Source organism: Loktanella sp. DSM 29012, assembly GCF_900110705.1.
Classification (GTDB): Bacteria; Pseudomonadota; Alphaproteobacteria; order Rhodobacterales; family Rhodobacteraceae; genus Loktanella; species Loktanella gaetbuli.
Genome location: NZ_FOEJ01000011.1, coordinates 1 through 19,163, shown reverse-complemented (window position 1 = coordinate 19,163; position 19,163 = coordinate 1). Strand labels below are relative to the sequence as shown.

Annotated in this window: 17 protein-coding genes and 2 pseudogenes; 6 read left to right on the top strand and 13 right to left on the bottom strand. The window is 60.4% G+C overall.

Annotated elements, in window-relative coordinates:
* Positions 1–215: 215 nt before the first annotated feature.
* The 10 genes from BMX27_RS16210 to BMX27_RS16165 all read right to left on the bottom strand — a co-directional run bounded on the left by BMX27_RS16210 (position 216) and on the right by BMX27_RS16165 (position 11,085).
* The gene (locus BMX27_RS16210) at positions 216–950 is read right to left on the bottom strand and encodes an ABC transporter permease (RefSeq protein ID WP_090161455.1); all 735 of its coding nucleotides are present in this window, start codon (positions 948–950) and stop codon (positions 216–218) included.
* Positions 947–1,882, bottom strand: coding sequence for an ABC transporter ATP-binding protein (locus BMX27_RS16205; RefSeq protein ID WP_090161452.1), 936 nt, complete (start codon positions 1,880–1,882; stop codon positions 947–949). The genes BMX27_RS16210 and BMX27_RS16205 overlap by 4 nt, the downstream gene beginning before the upstream one ends.
* On the bottom strand, positions 1,879–2,991 hold the full coding sequence (locus BMX27_RS16200) for an ABC transporter permease (RefSeq protein WP_256212602.1): 1,113 nt from the start codon (positions 2,989–2,991) through the stop codon (positions 1,879–1,881). The genes BMX27_RS16205 and BMX27_RS16200 overlap by 4 nt, the downstream gene beginning before the upstream one ends.
* Before the next feature lie 82 nt (positions 2,992–3,073).
* Positions 3,074–3,985, bottom strand: a complete 912-nt coding sequence (locus BMX27_RS16195; protein WP_090161449.1) for a glycine betaine ABC transporter substrate-binding protein OsmF — start codon at positions 3,983–3,985, stop codon at positions 3,074–3,076.
* A gap of 669 nt (positions 3,986–4,654) precedes the next feature.
* Complete coding sequence (locus BMX27_RS16190) at positions 4,655–5,719, bottom strand: ABC transporter ATP-binding protein (RefSeq protein ID WP_090161446.1); 1,065 nt, start codon at positions 5,717–5,719, stop codon at positions 4,655–4,657.
* Between the two features lie 4 nt (positions 5,720–5,723).
* On the bottom strand, positions 5,724–6,716 hold the full coding sequence (locus tag BMX27_RS16185; protein ID WP_090161443.1) for a glycoside hydrolase family protein: 993 nt from the start codon (positions 6,714–6,716) through the stop codon (positions 5,724–5,726).
* A gap of 6 nt (positions 6,717–6,722) precedes the next feature.
* The gene (locus tag BMX27_RS16180) at positions 6,723–7,601 is read right to left on the bottom strand and encodes a carbohydrate ABC transporter permease (RefSeq protein ID WP_090161441.1); all 879 of its coding nucleotides are present in this window, start codon (positions 7,599–7,601) and stop codon (positions 6,723–6,725) included.
* Between the two features lie 3 nt (positions 7,602–7,604).
* The gene (locus BMX27_RS16175) at positions 7,605–8,675 is read right to left on the bottom strand and encodes a carbohydrate ABC transporter permease (RefSeq protein WP_090161437.1); all 1,071 of its coding nucleotides are present in this window, start codon (positions 8,673–8,675) and stop codon (positions 7,605–7,607) included.
* Between the two features lie 56 nt (positions 8,676–8,731).
* Positions 8,732–9,997 carry an extracellular solute-binding protein gene (locus tag BMX27_RS16170; protein ID WP_090161434.1) on the bottom strand — a complete coding sequence of 422 codons (1,266 nt, stop codon included), beginning with the start codon at positions 9,995–9,997 and terminating at the stop codon, positions 8,732–8,734.
* Positions 9,994–11,085 carry a LacI family DNA-binding transcriptional regulator gene (locus BMX27_RS16165; RefSeq protein ID WP_090161431.1) on the bottom strand — a complete coding sequence of 364 codons (1,092 nt, stop codon included), beginning with the start codon at positions 11,083–11,085 and terminating at the stop codon, positions 9,994–9,996. Before BMX27_RS16165 ends, BMX27_RS16170 begins: the two co-directional genes overlap by 4 nt.
* A gap of 382 nt (positions 11,086–11,467) precedes the next feature.
* On the opposite strand from BMX27_RS16165, the gene BMX27_RS16160 reads away from it, so the two are divergent.
* Complete coding sequence (locus tag BMX27_RS16160) at positions 11,468–12,736, top strand: MFS transporter (RefSeq protein WP_090161428.1); 1,269 nt, start codon at positions 11,468–11,470, stop codon at positions 12,734–12,736.
* A 102-nt stretch (positions 12,737–12,838) separates the two neighbouring features.
* Complete coding sequence (locus tag BMX27_RS16155) at positions 12,839–13,060, top strand: integrase core domain-containing protein (RefSeq protein WP_090161426.1); 222 nt, start codon at positions 12,839–12,841, stop codon at positions 13,058–13,060.
* Between the two features lie 194 nt (positions 13,061–13,254).
* On the opposite strand, the pseudogene BMX27_RS16150 reads toward BMX27_RS16155, so the two are convergent.
* Together BMX27_RS16150 and BMX27_RS16145 are read right to left on the bottom strand one after the other, a co-directional pair.
* A pseudogene (locus BMX27_RS16150) lies at positions 13,255–14,182 on the bottom strand (IS5 family transposase).
* Positions 14,183–14,257: 75 nt separating this feature from the next.
* A complete protein-coding gene (locus BMX27_RS16145; RefSeq protein WP_090161423.1) occupies positions 14,258–14,935 on the bottom strand; it encodes a GntR family transcriptional regulator in 678 nt (225 codons plus the stop codon).
* A gap of 149 nt (positions 14,936–15,084) precedes the next feature.
* On the opposite strand from BMX27_RS16145, the gene BMX27_RS16140 reads away from it, so the two are divergent.
* The 4 genes from BMX27_RS16140 (at position 15,085) to BMX27_RS16125 (ending at position 18,015) form a co-directional block, all read left to right on the top strand.
* Positions 15,085–15,378: a ribbon-helix-helix domain-containing protein gene (locus BMX27_RS16140; protein WP_090161419.1), complete on the top strand. Its 294-nt coding sequence runs from the start codon at positions 15,085–15,087 to the stop codon at positions 15,376–15,378.
* Positions 15,379–15,486: 108 nt separating this feature from the next.
* The gene (locus BMX27_RS16135; RefSeq protein WP_090161415.1) at positions 15,487–15,882 is read left to right on the top strand and encodes a VOC family protein; all 396 of its coding nucleotides are present in this window, start codon (positions 15,487–15,489) and stop codon (positions 15,880–15,882) included.
* Positions 15,883–15,903: 21 nt separating this feature from the next.
* The gene (locus tag BMX27_RS16130; RefSeq protein ID WP_090161412.1) at positions 15,904–16,428 is read left to right on the top strand and encodes a Twin-arginine translocation pathway signal; all 525 of its coding nucleotides are present in this window, start codon (positions 15,904–15,906) and stop codon (positions 16,426–16,428) included.
* Between the two features lie 15 nt (positions 16,429–16,443).
* On the top strand, positions 16,444–18,015 hold the full coding sequence (locus BMX27_RS16125) for a GMC family oxidoreductase (protein WP_090161409.1): 1,572 nt from the start codon (positions 16,444–16,446) through the stop codon (positions 18,013–18,015).
* A 316-nt stretch (positions 18,016–18,331) separates the two neighbouring features.
* Here the strand turns inward: BMX27_RS16125 and BMX27_RS16120 are convergent.
* Positions 18,332–19,069: pseudogene (locus BMX27_RS16120) on the bottom strand (IS3 family transposase); the annotation flags it as partial.
* Positions 19,070–19,163: the final 94 nt, after the last annotated feature.

Sequence of the window (19,163 nt, the reverse complement as noted above, 5' to 3'; positions counted from 1 at the left end):
TGACCCCGCAGCGCTGCGTTTTGAACGCGGTCGTAAAGGTCGCGCGGCATGCGGATTGTCCCTAAACGGCGACTGCGCCAGACATCTGGGTATCATTTGCGAATTGTCGCACGACCATGAGGATATCAGGTCGTTCGGACTGATTTGTGCGCATATTTTTCTTACGCTGAACCCTCAAAGTTCGCCGGCCTTCAGGTGTTGGCAATCTGGTATCTTCAAGCGCCGGTTCGTCTGGCAAGAAATGTCTCGAGCTGAATGAGAGCGTCGTAGATCAGCACGGCGAACAGGCCAACGATCAGGCCGCCTTGTAGAACAAAGGCGGTGTTGTTGGTCAGAAGCCCCGCGATGATCACCTCACCCAGCGTGCGGGCAGCGACGGTAGAGCCGATGGTGGCGGTGCCAAGGGCGATCACCACCGAAAGCCGGATACCTGTGAGCATCACAGGAAAGGCCAGCGGTAATTCGACCCGTAAAAGCCGTTGCCAGCGGTTCAGGCCGATGCCGCGCGCTGCATCCATCGTTGCAGGCGGCAGTGTCGTCAGGGCGGTGACGGAATTTTCAAAGATCGGCAGAAGTCCGTAGAGGAACAGCGCCACCAGCGTCGGCCCGCTGCCGAATCCTAGCGCAGGCACGGCAAGGGCGAGCACGGCTACGGGCGGGAACGTTTGACCCATGTTGGCGATGGTGCGCGAAAGCGGCTTGAAGGCCGCGCCTGCCGGGCGCGTAACAAAAATGGCGAGCGACACAGCCACGATGGTCGCCGCGAAAGTTGCCGCGGCAACGAGGCCGAGGTGGCTGAGCGATAGAGACAGCAGCGAGCTTCGGGCATAGATCGTTGGGGCACCCGGCGGCGCCAGCGGTGCAAAGATGGGCGTAAACCACTCCGGTCGCAGCACGAGCGCCAGTAGAAGCAGGACCAGCAACGGGCGCAGGATCAGTCCCACATTCACGCGTGCAGCTCCGCGCGGTTGCGGATCGCCTCAAATGTGACGCGGCCAACGACGATACCCTCGCGGGTGACCGGCACGGCAGAGCGCCCGGTCCAGAGGCAGGCCGAGAGCGCATCGCGCAGGCTGGCGTCTGCTGGCAGGGCATCGCCGTCGGCTGGGCCGTCTTCAATGAGTTCTACCAGGGGGATCAGCGACAAAAGACGCAGCGGCCTTTCGACATCGCCCACCATGTCGCGGACAAAATCCGTGGCGGGCGCGGCGATGATCTCAGCCGGCGCGGCATGCTGCACCAGTCGGCCACCGTCCATCACCGCGACCTTGTCCCCAAGGCGTATCGCCTCTTCCATGTCATGCGTGACGAGCATGATGGTCGATCCCAATCGCTGCTGGATGCGGCGCAGATCATCCTGCGCCTGCGCCCGGATGATCGGGTCGAGCGCGCCGAACGGTTCGTCCATCAGCAGAAGTTCAGGCCGTGACGCCAGAGCGCGCGCCACGCCGACGCGCTGTTGCTGTCCACCGGATAGCTCGGCCGGGTAGCGATCGCGAAAGGCCGCTGGCTCCATCGAGAAGAGGCTCAGCAGCTCGTCGACGCGGTCGCGGATCTTTTGTTTTTTCCATCCCAGCAGCAGTGGCACGGCGGCGATGTTGCGCGCCACGGTGTGGTGGGGGAATAGCCCGTGCCCCTGAATGGCATAGCCGATGCGGCGGCGCAGCAAGTGAGGCTTCTCGACATGGGTCGGCTCGCCGTTGATCCGCACCTCGCCGGAAGTCGGCTCTTCCAGCCGGTTGATCATGCGCAGGAGCGTCGTCTTTCCCGATCCCGAAGTGCCGACGATCACGGTGATCGAGCCTGTTTCGGCCCTCATGGTCACGGCATCGACAGCATGGGTGTCACCGTAGATCTTGGTCAGATTATCAATCTCGATCATGGGGAATCCTTCGGGATCGGTTGGGCCAGCTCGACGAGGATGTCCATCACGATTGCTGAGGTCAGCGCCAGCGCGACCGTTGGCAGTGCGCCCAGCAGTATCAGGTCGGTGGCTGTCTGGTTGAGGCCCTGAAAGACGAATGTGCCAAGCCCGCCACCACCGATCAGGCCCGCGATCACCGCAAGCCCGATGTTCTGCACCAAAACGATGCGCAGACCAGTCAGGATGACAGGCAGGCCAAGAGGGAGTTCAATCCGCAAAAGGCGCTGCGTCGGCGTCATACCCATCCCGCGCGCCGCGTCGCGGGCGGCGGCCGGAGCCGAGGCGAGGCCAGCGACGGTATTCCCGACGACCGGGAGAAGCGAATAAAGGACCAACGCCAAGAAAGCCGGGGCAAAGCCGATCCCTGCAATGCCGATCGCCTGCGCTCCGGGCATGTTGTCACCGACCCAGCCGAGGATCGGGATCATCAGTCCGAACATGGCAAGCGACGGAATGGTTTGCAGCAGGCTGAGCACCGGAAGCACGCTGCCGCGCAGTTGCGCGCGGCGGTAACAGACGATGCCGAGAGGGAAACCGATGACCGCCGCCGTGGCGAGCGAGCCGAAGGCCAACGCGAGATGGCGCAACACCGCGTCCGCAAATTGCGCGCGGCGGCCAGCGTATTCCTGAAGGATGGACAGCGGCGCAAGCGCGCCCGACCACAGGATCAGCGCCAGAGAGCAAAGCACGGCCGCCAGCAGTCCGGCGCGGGCAATCGGCCCCGGTGCCATCTGGGTCAGCGCGTCGGCCATCATCAGGGTCAAGATCAACAGCAAGCACCAAAAGCCCATGGCGGGCGAGACGCGCGCATAGTCACCGGCGGCGCTGTCCAGAAGCGCCGGGGCACCCTGCATGAGCAGCCACAAGATACCGCAAAGGCCAAGAAGCGCGCCGCAAAGGCGCAGGTCTTGCCGCCCCGATGGGATGCCGAACAGAAGGCCCAGCACGACTGCAGCAACGCCGGGCAGCGTCTCGGCAGGGCTGGCGACGTGCCATGCCATCACGCTTTCGCCAGCTACGATGCGGTTCGCGGCGATGGTCATGAACGGGCTCAGCAGCGCGGCCATTCCAAGGACCGCGAAAAATACGCCTGGCGGGGAAAACCCCCGCCAGGCGTTCGATGTGGATCGTCCTGCGGCGATCAAGCCGTCAATCCAAGACGCCGTTTTGTGTCAGGTAGTCGCGGGCCACGGCTTCGGCCGGCTCACCACCGACCTGGATGCGGCCGTTAAGCTCTTGCAACGTCTCCATATCGAGAGAGGTGAAGATCGGGTTAAGTACCGCCGGAATGTCCGGATATGCTTCCAGCACGTCGGCGCGCACAATAGGGGTCGCCTCGTAAACCGGCTGTACTCCCTTGTCGTCCTGCATGACGACCAGACCTGTGGCCCCGATGCCGCCATCGGTGCCGTAGACCATCGCGGCGTTCACGCCCGACGTGCCGCGTGCCGCGGCCTGAATCGTTGCCGCCGTGTCGCCACCCGACAGGATCACGGTCTGGTCCTCCGACAGCGCGAAGCCGTAGGTTTCCTGCATGGCCGGCAGGACAGCCGGGGACGAAACGAACTCTGTCGAGGCCGCCAGCTTCACATCACCCCCGCTTGAAACCCACGCGCCGAAATCCGACATGGTGGACAGGCCGTTCTCTTCGGCCAGCGGACCCGTGACTGCGATGGCCCACGTGTTGTTGGCCGGCGCGCTTTCAAGCCAGGTGATGTTGTTTGCCTCGGCGTCGAGTTCTGCGGCGCGGTCGTGCGCCTCCTGCGGGCTCTTCCAGACATCGCTGTCCGCCTCATTGAAGAAGAAGGCAGCATTGCCCGTGTATTCCGGATAAATGTCGATCTGCCCCGCCAGAAGAGCCTCGCGGACAACCTGCGTGCCACCAAGCTGTAGCCGCCGCTCGACCGGCATCCCGGCATCTTCTAGTGCAAGGGCAATGATATTCCCCAATAGCCCACCCTCTGTGTCGATCTTGGACGAGACGGTGATTTCGGTCTGGGCCTGTGCTGCGGCGGCAAAGGCTGCGAACAGTCCCGCGGCGGGAATGAGGTATGTCTTCACGGATGATTTCCTTCCGGTGGTATAGATGCACGATGGCGTTCGGCGTCAGTTCGTGGAGGAAGGTAGATTGCGTGGGCCGCCTGCCAACCCCACAAGGATCCGATACGATTGGTCGGGCTACTATTAGAGTGTTACGGCAGTGCGGTGCCAATTAACGCAAAGAGCGACAGGTCAGGGAGCGCGATGCGGCTGGAAGTGATGGGTATTGATGGGAAAGCCTGTTCGCCGCCGATTTTATTGAAAAACGCGGCTACGCTCGAAACCGGCAGTATTTCGAGAGTACCCGTTCGCGACAAGGGTCGCCCCCTCCCGTCAGTTCAAAATCGATCATCGGCAGAACAGACATCTGGTCCGAGGTCTGTCCGCGCTGGGCAGGGAGTTTTGCAACAAAATCGGCCCATACCGGACATTCAGCATGACGACCGACCCTGCGGGAAGCGGACGCTGGCAGCCACTTGAGCAACTTGACGGCGGTTGTACGGACAGCACGCGCATGCGTTGCGACTATCAAACGTCAGACAGTGCTGTCGCAGTGGACGTAAACTTTACTGGCATCAGCCAAACGTGACGCGTGGGCCAAAGTCAGCTTTGACGTGTATATTTGAATTCAGACCAACGACCTGTCCCGCTTGGCGCGCCGCCGCTTGCCAGGATGCGACGATAACGAACTCACTCCGGGAAAGCGTGTGCCTGATCGGGTGCAAAAGTGAAGGATACCGCCTCTCCGGGCGACATAACCATATCCTGCGGCAGGGCCGCGATGATCTTGCTGCCGTTAGCAAGTTTGACATCGACTACGGTTTCCGACCCGAGGCGTTCGGTCAGAACGACTGTTCCGTGCAACATACCCGCGTCGGCCCCGACAGGGCGCAAGTATTGCGGACGCACACCCAGCGTTGCGGTCTGGCCCGTGGTAAAGTCTCGGCCCTTGCGCGGGACGGAAATGGCATCGAGTGACGGGCTGCTGACAGTAACCGTGTCCGGACCAACCTCCGTGACGCTGACGGGAATGAAATTCATTGACGGCGCGCCCAGAAAACCCGCGACGAACAGGTTAGCGGGGTTGTGATACAGGTCCATCGGCGCACCGGCCTGCATGACCTGGCCGTCCTTCAGCACGACAATCTTGTCGGCCAGGGTCATCGCCTCGACCTGATCGTGAGTGACGTAGATCATCGAGGCGCCCAGATCCTGATGCAGCTTGCCGATCTCCATCCGCATATCCATGCGCAGGGCAGCATCGAGGTTTGACAGGGGTTCATCGAACAGAAAAACCTTGGGATCGCGCACGATGGCCCGTCCAATGGCCACGCGTTGACGTTGGCCGCCTGACAGTTCTGACGGGCGGCGGTCCAGCAGGTGTTCCATTTGCAGGATCCGCGCGGCGTTTGCGACGGCGGCTTCCTTGTCGGCCTTGGATACCTTGTTGATCGTCAGGCCAAAGGCCACGTTTTCGCGCACGGTCATATGCGGAAAAATCGCGTAGCTTTGGAACACCATGGCGATGCCGCGCCGGGATGGTTCCAGATCGTTGACACGCACGCCATCAATTTCCAGCGTCCCTGCGGTGATATCTTCCAACCCGGCGATCATGCGCAGCAGGGTCGATTTGCCACAACCGGACGGCCCGACAAAAACGACGAATTCACCGTCGGCGATGTCGATATCAACACCCTTGATGACCTCTGTTGCGCCATAGCTTTTGCGAATGTCGCGCAGTTTTACGTCAGCCATAACCTTACTCCGCCGCCATGCGTTGCGGCACGAGTTCCAGCAGCCCGTCGTCCGTGACCCGCACCGGTTCGGGGTCCATGACGTGGCCTACGAAATCACCGCCTCCGGGCCGGTCGGCAAAGCCGAGGATCAACAGCCCGTCGTCGGTATCCACGATCCGTGCCGCATAGCGGGCCGGGGGCAGCGCACCGTCCAGAAATTCGGGTGCCAGCTGCCAAGGCCCGCGCGGGCTGTCGCCGATCAGGTAGTGGTTGCCCGTGGTAGGACCAGTCTGCGTCGTTTCAGCGCGCTCCTTGCTGAAATGCTCTGCCGCCGTGCAGAACAGGCAAAACCAGTGGCCGTCTTTTTCAAAGACCTGCGGCACTTCCAACTGGCCGTAGCCGCCGACAAAAACGGGCGGTTGCAGCGTCCAGTCATAGCCGTCGGGCGAGGTCGCGAACCCGATGCAGCCGCCAGCGTTCGGCTCGGCCACGTCCGCCTTGCGGGCGGTGAAATACATCAACCATCCATCGCCGTCGGGATCCTTCATGACCCAAGGGTCGCGCATGGCGCGGTCGTGCCAGAATCCGACCATGTGATCGGCCTCATAGTGGTGTGCATTCTCGCCCATGAGGTCCAGCGCCAGACCGTCACCCACACGCGTCCAGTTATGCAAATCGGTCGATGTCGCATGACCGACCCGCTGATACAGCGCATCCTCTGCATGACTGGTTCCGGTGTAATAGAGGTGCCACAGATCATCATCGCCGCGCACCACGGACCCCGTCCAGGTGGTGTAGTCGTCCCAGGCGGGCCCCTCGGCGGGACCGAAGGTGTGCCCTTGCTGGTCCCAGTTCACCAGATCGGTGCTGGTCGCGTGGCCGATGCTTGCATTCAGATGGCGCAGTTCGGGGTCGCCCAGCGACCGAGGCGCCTTGAGGTAGTAGCCATGCCAGGTGTCACCGTCGCGAATATACCAACTGTCCCAGACAAAGTGATCTTTGAGTGCGAGAACCATGAGCGTTCAACCTTTCACGCCGGTAGAGGCAATGGACGAGATGAACGCCCGTTGCATGACAAGATAGAAGGCCAGCACCGGGACCGTGATGATCGTCAGATAGGCCATGATTTCACCCCAGGCGGTGTCGAGCTGAAAGAAGTATTGCAGCCCGACCATCACGGGGCGGTAGCTTTCCTGTTGCACCACGATCAGTGGCCACAGGTATTGGTTGTACATCACCAGAAACTTCAGGATCGCGGCGGTCGCCAGCACAGGGCCTGCCAGCGGCATGACTACGCGGCGGTAGATTTGCCACCATGACGCGCCTTCGACGCGGGCGGCCTCGATCAATTCGCGCGGTAGATCCTTGAAGTATTGCACGAACAGAAACACCGTCAGACCGTCGGCAATCCATGGGATGATCTGCACGCGGTAGGTGTTCAGCCAGCCGAATTGCAGTCCCTCCAGCCCGATCCACGGCAGCTTGCTGACCAGCAGAAGAAGCGGGATCGCGATGGTCTCGAACGGAACGATCAGGGTGGCGATGATGATCCCGAGCAACAGGTCGCGGCCCTTCCATTTCAGAAAGGCAAAGCTGAACGCGGCAAGCGAGCACAGAAAGAGCGACAGCAACACCGTCACCCCGGTCACCAGGACGGAATTGAAGACGAACAGCCCCACTGGTGCGCGCGAGAATGCATCGGTGTAGTTGTCGAACCCGATGTCACCCACTGGCAGAAACGCCCGCAGGCTGGCGGTGTCGCGCAGCAATTGGTCGCTGGGCTTGAGGCTGGACATCACCATGAACAGCAGCGGAAAGATAAAGATCACGGCGATCAGCGTCAGGACGACATAACGCACAGCCAGGCGCAAACCGTGATTGTCAGCGGAAATGGTGGCCATGGTTCAGCGCTCCCGCGTCAAGAATCGTTGAATCAGAGATATCGTCAGGACCAGCAGGAACAGGATCACGCTGATCGTGGCACCGCCAGAGATGTCCTGTTTGCCGTAGCCGCGTTCAACCGTCTGGAAGACCAGCGTCGTTGTGCTGTCCAGCGGGCCGCCGTTGGTCATCACGTCGATCTGCGCGAACAGGGCAAAGGCCTGCATGGTGATGACGATCAGCACTAGCACGGCGGTGTTGCGCAGTCCCGGCCAGGTGACATAGCGAAAGGTCTGCCACTTGCTGGCGCCTTCGATGCTGGCTGCCTCGTACAGCATCGGACTGATCGTTTGCAGTCCGGCCAGCCAGATGACCATGTGAAATCCGACGGCCTGCCAGATCGACATGGCCATGATCGACCCAAGAGCCGTGTCCGGATTACCCAGCCAATCCCGCGGCTCGAATATGCCGAACGTCAGCCCTTGCAGCATGTTGTTCAAAAGGCCGCTGTCGGGGGAATAGAGGAACCGCCACAGCAACGACACCACGACGATGGAAACAACGACAGGCATGAAATAGATTGCGCGATAGACGTTGATGCCACGCAGCCGCTGGTTGATCAGCAGCGCAAGGCACAGCGCCAGACCGGCCTGCACGGGTGCCACCACCAGCACGAATTTGACCGTGTTCCAAAGGCTTTTCCAGAACACCACGTCGGTCGCCACAACGACCTTTGCCGTGTCGCCAGACTGCCAGCGGAACCATTCCTGCATACCAGCGTATTGCGGGAAATCGGGGTTGTTGCGGGTGAAACTGCGGACGCGCGGATATTCGGGCAATCCATCGTCGTCGCGGATGATTGTGCCCGCGTCGTCGCGTTCCGGCTCCAGCGTCAGCACGCCGATGGACAGCAGATTTTCGTAGTTGCTCAGCCCGACGAATTCCGTGGGATTGGGTGAAATCAGCCGCTGGTTCGTCAGCGAAAGGTAGAATGCGAAAAAGAAGGGGATCACGATGAACAGTGCGATCAATCCGAACCCCGGCAGGGCAAAGCCCCAGCCAGCGCGGTTGGATGTGGTCAGTTTCGATGCCATGCGTTCCCCCTCCTCAATCGTGTCCGGGGGCCAGCCTGTGGCCCCCGGATTTGCGCTTACTCGGTGTGGCCGTAGCCCGCGTTGCGCTCGATGTCGGCGTTGATTTCGTCCACCGCAGCATCCAGCGTGTCGGCAACGTCAGCACCGTTTGCGATGTCGGCCAGCGCCTTTTCAAAGACCTTTGCCTGGACCACGTAGCCGGGGGTCACGGGGCGGACCATCGCTTGCGCCTCGGTCAGGTCATAAAACACCGCCATCGGGCCGCCGTCCTGATAGTTCTCGGTCATCTGCGCCGATGATGTCGTGGGCGGGATCAGACCAATCGCGTTCGAGAACGCGGCGAGATATTCGTCCTGCAACGCGAACTCGATGAAAGCGGACGCGCCGTCAGGATGTTCCGATGCCGAGGACACGCCAAACTGCCAGCTTGCCGCGCCGATCTTGGGGCCATTGCCGAAATCCGGGGCGGGCAGGAACACCGTATCTTCGAAGGTGTTCATGATGTTCATCGCCGCCCAGTTGCCGTTCCAGCTAAAGGCATATTTGCCGTCCTGAAAACCGGTTTCGCGGGCTGCGGGATCCTGGCTGGTGCCGGGTGCCAGATCATTCGCGAACAAGCCCTGCCACCAATCACCGAAGGCCATCGCCTCTTCGCCGTTCAGCACGCCTTCGGCGGTCTGATAGGTATCACGATCGACCAGATCGCCACCAAAGGATTGCAGGAACGGGCTGAACGAATAGGGATACCATTCGCCGGTCCATGCCATGCCCAGATCAAGCGCATACTCAAAGTTGCCTGACTCCTTTGCTGCATCCAGTGCCGCGTTGAATTCTTCCAGCGTCCAGGGTTCTTCCAGCGTCGGCGTGCGCAGGCCCAGATCGTCCAGGATCGACTGGCGCGTCACAAGAGCGACGGCCGCGTCCCACAGGCCAATGGAATACAGCTCTCCGTCCCAGTAGCCCTTGGGGCCGGGTAGAAAGTTTTCGATCGTGGATTCGTCGATTTGCAACGGCTGCAAATAACCGGACCAGGCCCAGTTCGGCATGACGGGGCCGTCGACGTCAATAATGTCAGGCAGGTTGCCTGCGAGGGCGGCCGCAACGACAGAGTCGTTATAGCTTTCCTGCGGAAAGCTCTCGACGACCACGTTCCAGTCGGACTGGCTGGCGTTGAAATCCGCGACGATATGGTTCAGCACTTCGGCTTCTTGCGGGTTGCCAGCACCGTGATACCACATGGACAGTTCGGTCTGGGCTGCGGCCATCGTGGCCCAGCCGGTCGTGGCCAGCAGGGCCGCGCCTAGGGTTGTTCGCATTTTCATTGTGTCATCCTCCCGATTGACGTCAGTTTGGTGATAGGTGTCGGCATGGTCCTCACGGACTGACCGCTCTGTACGGGGCCGCTGACAAGCACCGGCGCAACCGGCACGTCATCGGCATCGTCGATCATGCGCAGCAACAGCTGCGTCGCCCGCACGCCCATGGCGTGATAGGGCAATTCTACCGACGTCAACGTCGGGTAGAGCGTTTGGGTAATCGTGCGGTAGTTGTCGTAACCCGTGACACTGATGTCATCCGGCAGGTTCAGACCGCGCGACCGCAAGATCCCGTAGGCGCGCATCGCCATCTGGTCGTTGCCGAAACAGATGACCGTAGGCGGCACGTCAAGCGACAGAATGCGATCGATGGCATCCCACAGGATCTGCACCTCGGCATCCTGATCGGTCGTGCCGATGCCAGCCACGATCACCAGTTCAGGATCATAAGAGATGCCCGCAGCAGACAAAGCATCGCGGTAACCTTGCGTGCGCAGGCGCGTCGCGTCCAATTCGGCGTTCAACGTCAGATAGGCGATACGGCGATGACCCTTTGCGATCAGATCGGCGATCAGCATTTCCTGGCCCCTGCGGTCGTGCGGCAGGATACAAGGCGTGCCGGTATCGTCATAACAGTTCGCCAGGACCAGCCGTGTCTGCGCCGACACCGGCGGCAGCGAAACACTGCGGTGGTGGTCGGCGACATAGATGATGCCCTCGACCCTGTGCTGTTCAAACGTCCGCATCAGGCCCGGAACCCTGTCGGGGCGGCCACCGCTATCGGCGATCAGCAGGGTCTTTCCGCTGGTCTCCATCGCTTTCTGGACGCCTTGCACGATGAATAGATCAGGCAGGCCCGTCGTGTCAGGTTGTGACGCATCAACAGAAATCGCGCCGGTGATCAGGCCGATCAACCCCGATTTGTTGGACCGCATTGCACGGGCAGCCGATGACGGCGCATAGCCCAGTTCCGCAATCACAGCGTGCACGATCTTGGCCGTCTCTGCCTTGACCGGCGCATCGCCGTTCAGCACCCGGCTGACGGTCTTGGGGGAAACGCCGGCCGCCTTGGCCACGTCGTAGATCGTACTCATGATGATCCTCCCCCACACCGTCAGCAACGTGTCACGCCGCCAATGACACCGATGTCATGACACCGATGTCATACCTCTCTGTTCTCTGGTTGGTCAAGGTCTTTGTCGCGCCCTGCACGCCGCAGCATGCACACGGACGCTCAGTATCGAGATGGGGATCGATTTTGCCTTCGACCGCGAGCAAGCAAAAGGCTGATATTCATGTTTTCCGGAGCCAAGAGCGCTGTAGGGGGCCGCGTCGACCAAATCAGACAGACCATCTTGCATTATTCTTTACTGTCGCATTTGCGAACCGATGCGGCGGTGCAGCGAAAGCAAGTAAATACTCCTGACATATTCATGCAGTCAGCGAACAAGATCGCTAGAGGAAAATGGGCGTTCCATGATCAAAGTTCTTTCTGGGGTTTGGGCCCTTCTGCTGGGTATCGTTTTGATCATGCTGGGAAACGGCATGCATTTTACCCTGATCGGCCTGCGTGGCGGCATCGAAGGGTTTACGTCGAGCGAACTGGCCATCGTGACCTCCGGCTATTTTCTCGGCTTTCTTTCCGGTGCGCGTCTTACGCCGTTGATGATCCAACGTGTCGGCCATGTGCGCGTCTTCGCAGCACTTGGCAGTTTCATGTCGGCGGCATTGATTGCGCTGCCGCTTCTGACAGAGCCTTGGGCCTGGACTGTGCTTCGCGTTCTCGTCGGGTTTTGCATGTCGGGCATCTATGTCGCTGCGGAAAGTTGGCTGAATGCCGCTGCCACCAATGAGACACGCGGGAAAGTTCTTTCGGCCTACATGATCGCGCAGACCCTTGGCATTATTGGCGCACAGGGGCTGCTGACGCTGGGCGACGCCGGAACGTCTGTGCTCTTTATCTGTGCCTCTATCCTCGTGTCGGTTTCATTCGCGCCCATTCTGCTGTCTGCCGCCGTGGTTCCGATGGTCGAAGTCGCCAAACCCATGCCTTTGCGTGACCTGTTCAAGGGCTCGCCACTGGGAACGGTAGGCATATTCCTGCTTGGCAGCGTCTATGCGACCCAATCAGGCATGGGGGCCGTTTTCGGCACCAAGATCGACCTGACGGCCAATCAGATTTCGATGTTCATTGCCATGTTGTTTGCTGGTGCATTGGCGATGCAATATCCGATCGGCTGGTTATCGGACCGGATGGACCGGCGCAGGCTGATCTTTGGTCTTGCCGTCATGGGCAGCACCGCATGTCTGCTCGGATGGGCGACAGACGGTGGCATATCGATGCTGATGATTGCTGCATTTTTTGCCGGTGGTGTCACCACCCCACTATATGCCTTGCTGTTGGCCTATACGAACGATTCACTGTCTGCATCAGATATGCCCGCTGCGTCAGGCGGTCTTGTCTTTACCTTTGGATTGGGCGCGATCATTGGCCCGCTGGTGACCGGTTGGGCCATGCAAACCTTGGAACCAAGGGCATTCTGGCTGGTGCTGGGTGTTACGTTTGTCGCCATCGCGCTTTATGCGCTTTACAGGATGACACAGCGGACCATCGCAACGGTCGATGAAACCGATAGTTATCTAAACGTCCTTCCGACTGCATCTCCTGTCGCGATCGAGGCGGCCGGCGAATGGGCCGTCGAAAATGCTGAGGCAGAACGCGAAGCAAAAGCAGTGGACGCCTGATTGGATCAGTTGGGCTCGATGCAGCATTGTGACGATGCAGCTCGTCCTGCCTTGGGCACGCCAGATCGGCCAGGTACTGTTGGATTGGGCTGAGGAACTCGGATGGGCTTTGCCCATATCAAGTCCGGTCAGCCGCAACAGAGCGCCTGGATCGAGCCCAACAATCGCACCGTCCGGTACGACTGGCTGGACCAATACAACATCACTGGTAACAAGGATTCCCAGCACTTCGCTACGCCGGCACTCGACTTCAATGACGATCATAAGAATATGGGCATTGGCCGCATCACGCTTTCAATGAAACTGAAAACGGCTGCGTCTTAAGCGATGCATCTGACCCCTTAGCTCAGATCTCATATACATCCGCAACACCTGCTATGCCGCCCTGATACGAAGTGGGGAAAGAACGATGTCAGTCTTCAAGGAAATTTGGGGCTTCCAAGTATCGCATTCTCCGTCCGGCAGGGCTCTGTTGCACGAATCGTAGGATGGCCAAGCTACCCCTTCCCCGGACACACTTATCCCACGGGCTCGGTCACAGGTATGCCGAGCGCGGTGAAACCGTTCATGACGGCGACACTGATCTGAAGCTCGGCGACCTGGCGGTCGGGCTCTCGCGCCATGAGGCGTTGGCCCAACAGCTTCATGCATGCATCTTGGTCTCGGCGCGACTTCGGCGATGGTAGCCGCTCCATTTCCGCCAGATATTCCGGCCCAGGCGTTTCGATGCGCGAAGGGCCTCGTTGCGGGCAATGGCGCCCGCGCTGCCGGGCTTCCAGAACTTAGCATTCTTGAGGGGCGGTATGACGGCATAGGCCCCGCGATCGGCGATGGCGTCGTGACACTTGCGCGTATCGTAGGCCCCGTCTGCGGTGACGTTGCCGATCTCTTGATCGGGCGGGATCTGGCCGAGCAACTCCGGCAGCATGGGCGCATCGCCGATACCGCTGCTGGTGGACTCGACCGCCCGGATTTCCAGTGTTTTCTCATCGATCCCGAGGGAAACCTTGCGCCAGATGCGGCGTTTGGCGCCACCATGCTTGCGGGCATTCCACTCGCCTTCACCCTCAACTTTGATCCCGGTGCTATCGATCAAGAGGTGCAACGGCCCCTCCGATCCCCGATACGGGATGCTTACGGCGAGGGCCTTCTGGCGGCGTGGAAGCGTGCTGAAATCCGGCACCGACCAGTCCAGCCCGCTCAACTGCAGAAGGCTTTCGACAAAGCCCGTCGTCTGCCGGAGCGCCATGCCGAACAGGACTTTCATCATCAGGTCTGGATGGCGGCGTCGCTGTAAGTGGGCTGCCGGCCCCGCTTGCCCGTCGGCCTGGCCTCCCACGTCATCTCGGGATCGAACCAGATCGTCAGCGAACCCCGGCGCTTGAGCGCTTCGTTGTAGGCCCTCCAGTTCTTGATCTTATAAGTCGGAGGTCTCGGTCTACTCATGCCATCCAGCTATCACGCTGGATTCACAAGGTGAATCCCCCAAGGGCTTCGTGCAACAGAGCCAAGAAAACCCCTTCAGACCTTGATCCTGTCCGTCTCGTTTGTTTCAATCACACGGATAACCGCGTCATACGATTGCCGGATGTGTTTCTCCATTTTCGAAGCAGCGCTTTCAATTTCGCCTGCAAAGAGATCCTCCACGATATCGAAATGCTGCGCCCAGACAGAAGAGATTGCAGCGGGATCCCTCAGAATTTCGGCCATTGACCGACGGATGTGATGCCAATTCATCCGCATTGAGGTCTCGATGACGGGGTTGCGGCTCCAGCCATAGATCATCTCGTGAAACTTCATGTCGGCTTGCACCAGCCGACTTAAACTGCCGTCACGCCGTGCGTCATCAGCCGCGCGCAGGACCGCGTCCGCCATTGCCCGGTCGGCGGGCGTCAGGGTCTTGCCGGCCTGCCGCACCGCAAAGGGCTCGATCACGACCCGAAAGTCATAGATCGCGCGAAACAGGTGGCGGTCGAAGGGCGTCACGATGACGCTGCGACGGCCGGTATCCTCGACCAGGCCGTTGGCCTTGAGGATCGAGATGGCACTGTTGACGGGCTGGCGCGAGACATTGAGCCTGGAGGCGATATCGTCTTGGTTCAACCGTTCACCCGGCCGGATTTCGCCAGTGCAGATCGCATCGACAAGGATGTCGTAGGTCTCCTCCACGAGGCTGCGTCGCTGTTTCACCGTCTCCATGTCACCGTCCTGCACGCTTTTTCATCACCGCCATATCACAATTGCGCTGGCCCGATAGACAGGTTCGCGCAGTTCGTATACGAAATACGATACGTCGCGCACGGTGGGCCTTTGGTCGATCGGCGCCACGCTCTTGGGGGGAAAATCAGATGTGCCATGTCTTTGCCGATCAGGATCCGCACCGCTACGCCAGTCAGACACGCAGCCTGCGGCTGAACGGCCAAAGCACCAGCATTCGGCTTGAAAACGCCTTTTGGGGGGTGATCGATCAGATCGCTGAACGTGACGGCGTGACAACGCCGATGTTCATCTCGAAGTTGCACGCCGAGGTTCTTGAATTACGTGGAGAGCCAGAGAATTTCACGTCGCTGCTGCGCTGTGCCTGTCTGAAATTCATGGAATCCTCCATCACCACCCCACGTTTCGAGATCGCTGCCGAATAGGGCCGATCATTGCGCCGCGATAAAATACGCGGGTAGTAGGTCCATACTACCCGGCCCCCGGTCGCCCCGTCCTAGCCTGTCCCCATGACCAAAGAGGGGGAGAGGCCGGTGGCCAAGACAATTCATTCCATGATCCGCGTGCTGGACGAGGCGCGTTCCGTCGCGTTCTACGAAAAGGCGTTCGGACTGACGATCGCAGACCGTCTCGATTTTCCGGACTTCACGCTGGTCTATCTGGCCAACGCCGAGAGCGACTTTGAGCTGGAGCTGACGATCAACAAGGGGCGCACCGACTCCTACCACCTTGGCGACGGCTACGGCCACCTTGCCGTGTCAGTCGATGATCTCGACGCCGAACATGCCCGGTTCGAGGCGGAAGGCCTCAATCCCCGTAAACTCGTGGAATTCGCCCCAGCGGGGGAGCTGGTGGGGCGGTTCTTTTTCGTGGCCGATCCGGACGGCTATCAGATCGAAGTGCTGGCCCGCGCCGGTCGCTTCAAGTGATCACATAAGGGAGGAGACGATATGGAAACGACGACAAGCCCGAAGGGCATGACGCGGCGCCAGCTTCTGTCGCGTGCGACGGCGGCGGGGGCGACCTTTGTGGTGGGGGCTGGCTTCATCGCCGCACCAGACGCCGCATGGGCGGTGGAGATGAAGGCCCTGAGCCCGGAAACCTTTGCCACGCTGACGCAGATGGCGCGTGACATCTATCCGCACGACAAGGTGGCCGACGAATACTACGCCACCGCCGTGCAGATGTACGACACCAACGAGGGGGCCGAAGGTATCGAGGCCGGCATCGCCGGGCTGAACGAGGCTGCCCGCGAAGCAGGTTTCGACAGCTACCTTGGCACCCTGTGGGAAGCGGACCGCGTGAAGATCCTGCGCAGCATGGAAGACACCGACTTCTTTCAGCAGATCCGCAGTGGTCTGGTTACGGGGCTTTATAACCAGAAGGCGATCTGGCCGATCTTTGGCTACGAGGGTGAGAGCTATTCCCAGGGTGGCTACATCAATCGCGGCTTCGACGACATCAACTGGCTTTGAGGGGGGAGACGGATCATGGCAGCACCATTTGATCTGAACGACGACAGCGTCGTCGTTATCATCGGAACAGGCGCCGGCGGCGGCACGCTGGGCAACGAACTGGCCCAGAAGGGCATCAGCGTCGTCGCATTGGAGGCTGGCGGTCGCTACTTGCCGCAGGACTTCATCAACGATGAATGGGACAGCTTTGGGCAATTGGCCTGGACCGACACCCGCACGACGTCCGGCGAATGGCGTGTGTCCCGCGATTTCAAGAACCTGCCCGCCTGGATCGTAAAGGCCGTGGGCGGCACGACGACCCACTGGGCCGGTGCATCCCTGCGGTTCCAGGATCATGAATGGAAGGCACGCACGACCTACGGCGACGTCGCCGGTGCAAACCTGATGGACTGGCCCATCGACCCGCGCGAGATAGACAGCTTCTACACCCGCGCCGAAGAGAAGATGCGCGTCACGCGAACTGGCGGCCGTCCCGGCCTGCCCGGCAACAACAACTACAAGGTGTTCGAGGCCGGAGCCAAGGCCATCGGCAAGATGGAGGTCAGCACCGGCCACATGGCCATCAACTCGGACGAGACCGGCGACCGGATGATGTGCCAGCAGACCGGCTTTTGCTTTCAGGGCTGCAAGTGGGGCGCCAAGTGGTCCACCGCCTACACCGAGGTGCCCGAGGGCGAGGCCACGGGCAACATGGAAGTGCGAGAGCGCGCCCACGTCGCGCGCATCCTGCACGACGCCAGCGGCAAGGTCACGGGCGTCGAATATTTCGATAAGGACGGCAACCTGCAGATGCAGAAGGCACGGATAGTCTGCGTCGCGGGCAACTCCTTTGAAAGCCCGCGTCTGTTGTTGAACTCTGCGTCGTCGATGTTCCCTGACGGGCTGGCGAACTCTTCCGGACAGGTCGGGCGCAACTACATGCGCCACGTCACGGGATCGGTTTACGGCATCTTCGACAAACCGGTGAAGATGTGGCGCGGCACGACCATGGCGGGCATCATGCAGGACGAGGCGGGCCACAACCCCGAACGCGGTTTCGTCGGCGGCTACGAGTTGGAAACGCTAAGCCTTGGCCTGCCGTTCATGGCCGCTTTCATGGACCCGGGCAGCTGGGGGCGTGAATTCACGACCGCGCTGGATAGCTATGAAAACATGGCCGGCATGTGGATCGTGGGCGAAGACATGCCGCAGGAAAGCAATCGCGTGACGCTGAACATGGACGTGAAAGATCAGCACGGACTGCCGGTCGCCAATGTCAACTTCAGTGACCACCCCAACGACATCGCGATGCGCGACCACGCCTTCAAGACCGGCATGGCGATGTATGAGGCGCTTGGGGCCACGCGCGTTCTGCCCACCCCGCCCTATCCGTCGACACACAACCTGGGCACCAATCGGATGTCGGCGAACGCGGCGGACGGCGTGGTGGACAAGAACGGCAAGGCGCATGACGTGCCGAATCTGTTCATCTCTGACGGATCGCAGTTCACCACGGGTGCTGCGGAAAATCCGACGCTCACCATCGTGGCGCTGGCCATCCGTCAGGCCGAACACATCGCCGCCGAGATGTCGCGCGGCAACATCTGAACGTAACGGCCGCGCCGGTTCGTCCGGCGCGACCGTCCTGCTTCGCGCGATCCGATCGCATGACAGCGCTGACCCAAATGGTCAAAATCTTAACTTGTCCGAAATGATCCAGATGTGATCGCATACGATCCACATTCCCGCAGGCCGATAATATTCCAAAGGTCTTGTCATAGGCCTCTCGGAATTGAGACTACCGCCAGGAAGGTCCCGCTCTGCCGACCTCGACCCTCCGAAAATGCTGCGCCATGGATAAATGGCCGGTTTGGTGAAGCTGCACGGTAATCCTCCCGTTTTTAACGGGACTTGGTCGTAGAACTTACGCAGCCATCTTCAGTTTCATTGCAGGCGTGATGCCGCCGATGCCCATGTTCGGGCGGTCGTTGTTGTTCAAGATGAGATCATGAACGCCACTGGTTCAAGAGAATGATCGAATGAGCCACTGGGTGGCGAAATGCTGGGCCTCCTCGATGCTGTTGATGATGTATTGGTCCAGCCATTCGTGCCGGACCGTGCGGTTGTAGCGCTCGATGTAGGCGTTCTGTTGCGGTTGACCTGGCTGGATGTGGGCCAAGGCGATGCCCTGCTCTTCGGCCCAATCCAACAGGGCCTGACTGATGTATTCCGGGCCGTTGTCCACGCGGATCGTCTTGGGCTTGCCCCGCCACTCGATGATATTATTCAGGCTGCGGATGACCCGCTCGGCCGGTAGGGAGAAGTCGACCTCGATCCCCAGACCTTCGCGGTTGAAGTCATCCAGCACGTTCAGCAGCCGGAAGGCCCGACCGTCCTCAAGCCGATCTGCCATGAAATCCATCGACCATGTCACATTCGGTCGCTCGGGCACGGCCAGAGCGTCTGGCACGTCCCTCTTTAACCGTTTGCGCGGCTTGATCCGCAAGTTCAGTTCTAGGGCGCAGTAGATGCGGTAGACGCGTTTGTGGTTCCACGGGTGCCCCTTCACGTTGCGCAGATGAAGGAAACACAGCCCAAATCCCCACGTCTTGCGGGCTTCGGTCAGGCCGACCAACAGATCAGCGATCATCTCGTTCTCATTGACCTGCTCCCCAGAGAGTCCTCATTTATGAGTTAGCTCTGTTCAGGTTTTGGTCTTCGTTTGACCGGTTAGCATATTCGCGCGGTGTCAGGCC

Excerpts from the sequence above, each read along its gene's own strand:
- BMX27_RS16205 (WP_090161452.1), bottom strand. The coding sequence starts at position 1,882 with ATGATCGAGATTGATAATCTGACCAAGATCTACGGTGACACCCATGCT.
- BMX27_RS16200 (WP_256212602.1), bottom strand. The coding sequence starts at position 2,991 with ATGGCCGCGCTGCTGAGCCCGTTCATGACCATCGCCGCGAACCGCATC.
- BMX27_RS16190 (WP_090161446.1), bottom strand. The coding sequence starts at position 5,719 with ATGGCTGACGTAAAACTGCGCGACATTCGCAAAAGCTATGGCGCAACA.
- BMX27_RS16185 (WP_090161443.1), bottom strand. The coding sequence starts at position 6,716 with ATGGTTCTCGCACTCAAAGATCACTTTGTCTGGGACAGTTGGTATATT.
- BMX27_RS16180 (WP_090161441.1), bottom strand. The coding sequence starts at position 7,601 with ATGGCCACCATTTCCGCTGACAATCACGGTTTGCGCCTGGCTGTGCGT.
- BMX27_RS16175 (WP_090161437.1), bottom strand. The coding sequence starts at position 8,675 with ATGGCATCGAAACTGACCACATCCAACCGCGCTGGCTGGGGCTTTGCC.
- BMX27_RS16170 (WP_090161434.1), bottom strand. The coding sequence starts at position 9,997 with ATGAAAATGCGAACAACCCTAGGCGCGGCCCTGCTGGCCACGACCGGC.
- BMX27_RS16165 (WP_090161431.1), bottom strand. The coding sequence starts at position 11,085 with ATGAGTACGATCTACGACGTGGCCAAGGCGGCCGGCGTTTCCCCCAAG.
- BMX27_RS16160 (WP_090161428.1), top strand. The coding sequence starts at position 11,468 with ATGATCAAAGTTCTTTCTGGGGTTTGGGCCCTTCTGCTGGGTATCGTT.
- BMX27_RS16155 (WP_090161426.1), top strand. The coding sequence starts at position 12,839 with ATGGGCTTTGCCCATATCAAGTCCGGTCAGCCGCAACAGAGCGCCTGG.
- BMX27_RS16145 (WP_090161423.1), bottom strand. The coding sequence starts at position 14,935 with ATGGAGACGGTGAAACAGCGACGCAGCCTCGTGGAGGAGACCTACGAC.
- BMX27_RS16140 (WP_090161419.1), top strand. The coding sequence starts at position 15,085 with ATGTGCCATGTCTTTGCCGATCAGGATCCGCACCGCTACGCCAGTCAG.
- BMX27_RS16130 (WP_090161412.1), top strand. The coding sequence starts at position 15,904 with ATGGAAACGACGACAAGCCCGAAGGGCATGACGCGGCGCCAGCTTCTG.
- BMX27_RS16125 (WP_090161409.1), top strand. The coding sequence starts at position 16,444 with ATGGCAGCACCATTTGATCTGAACGACGACAGCGTCGTCGTTATCATC.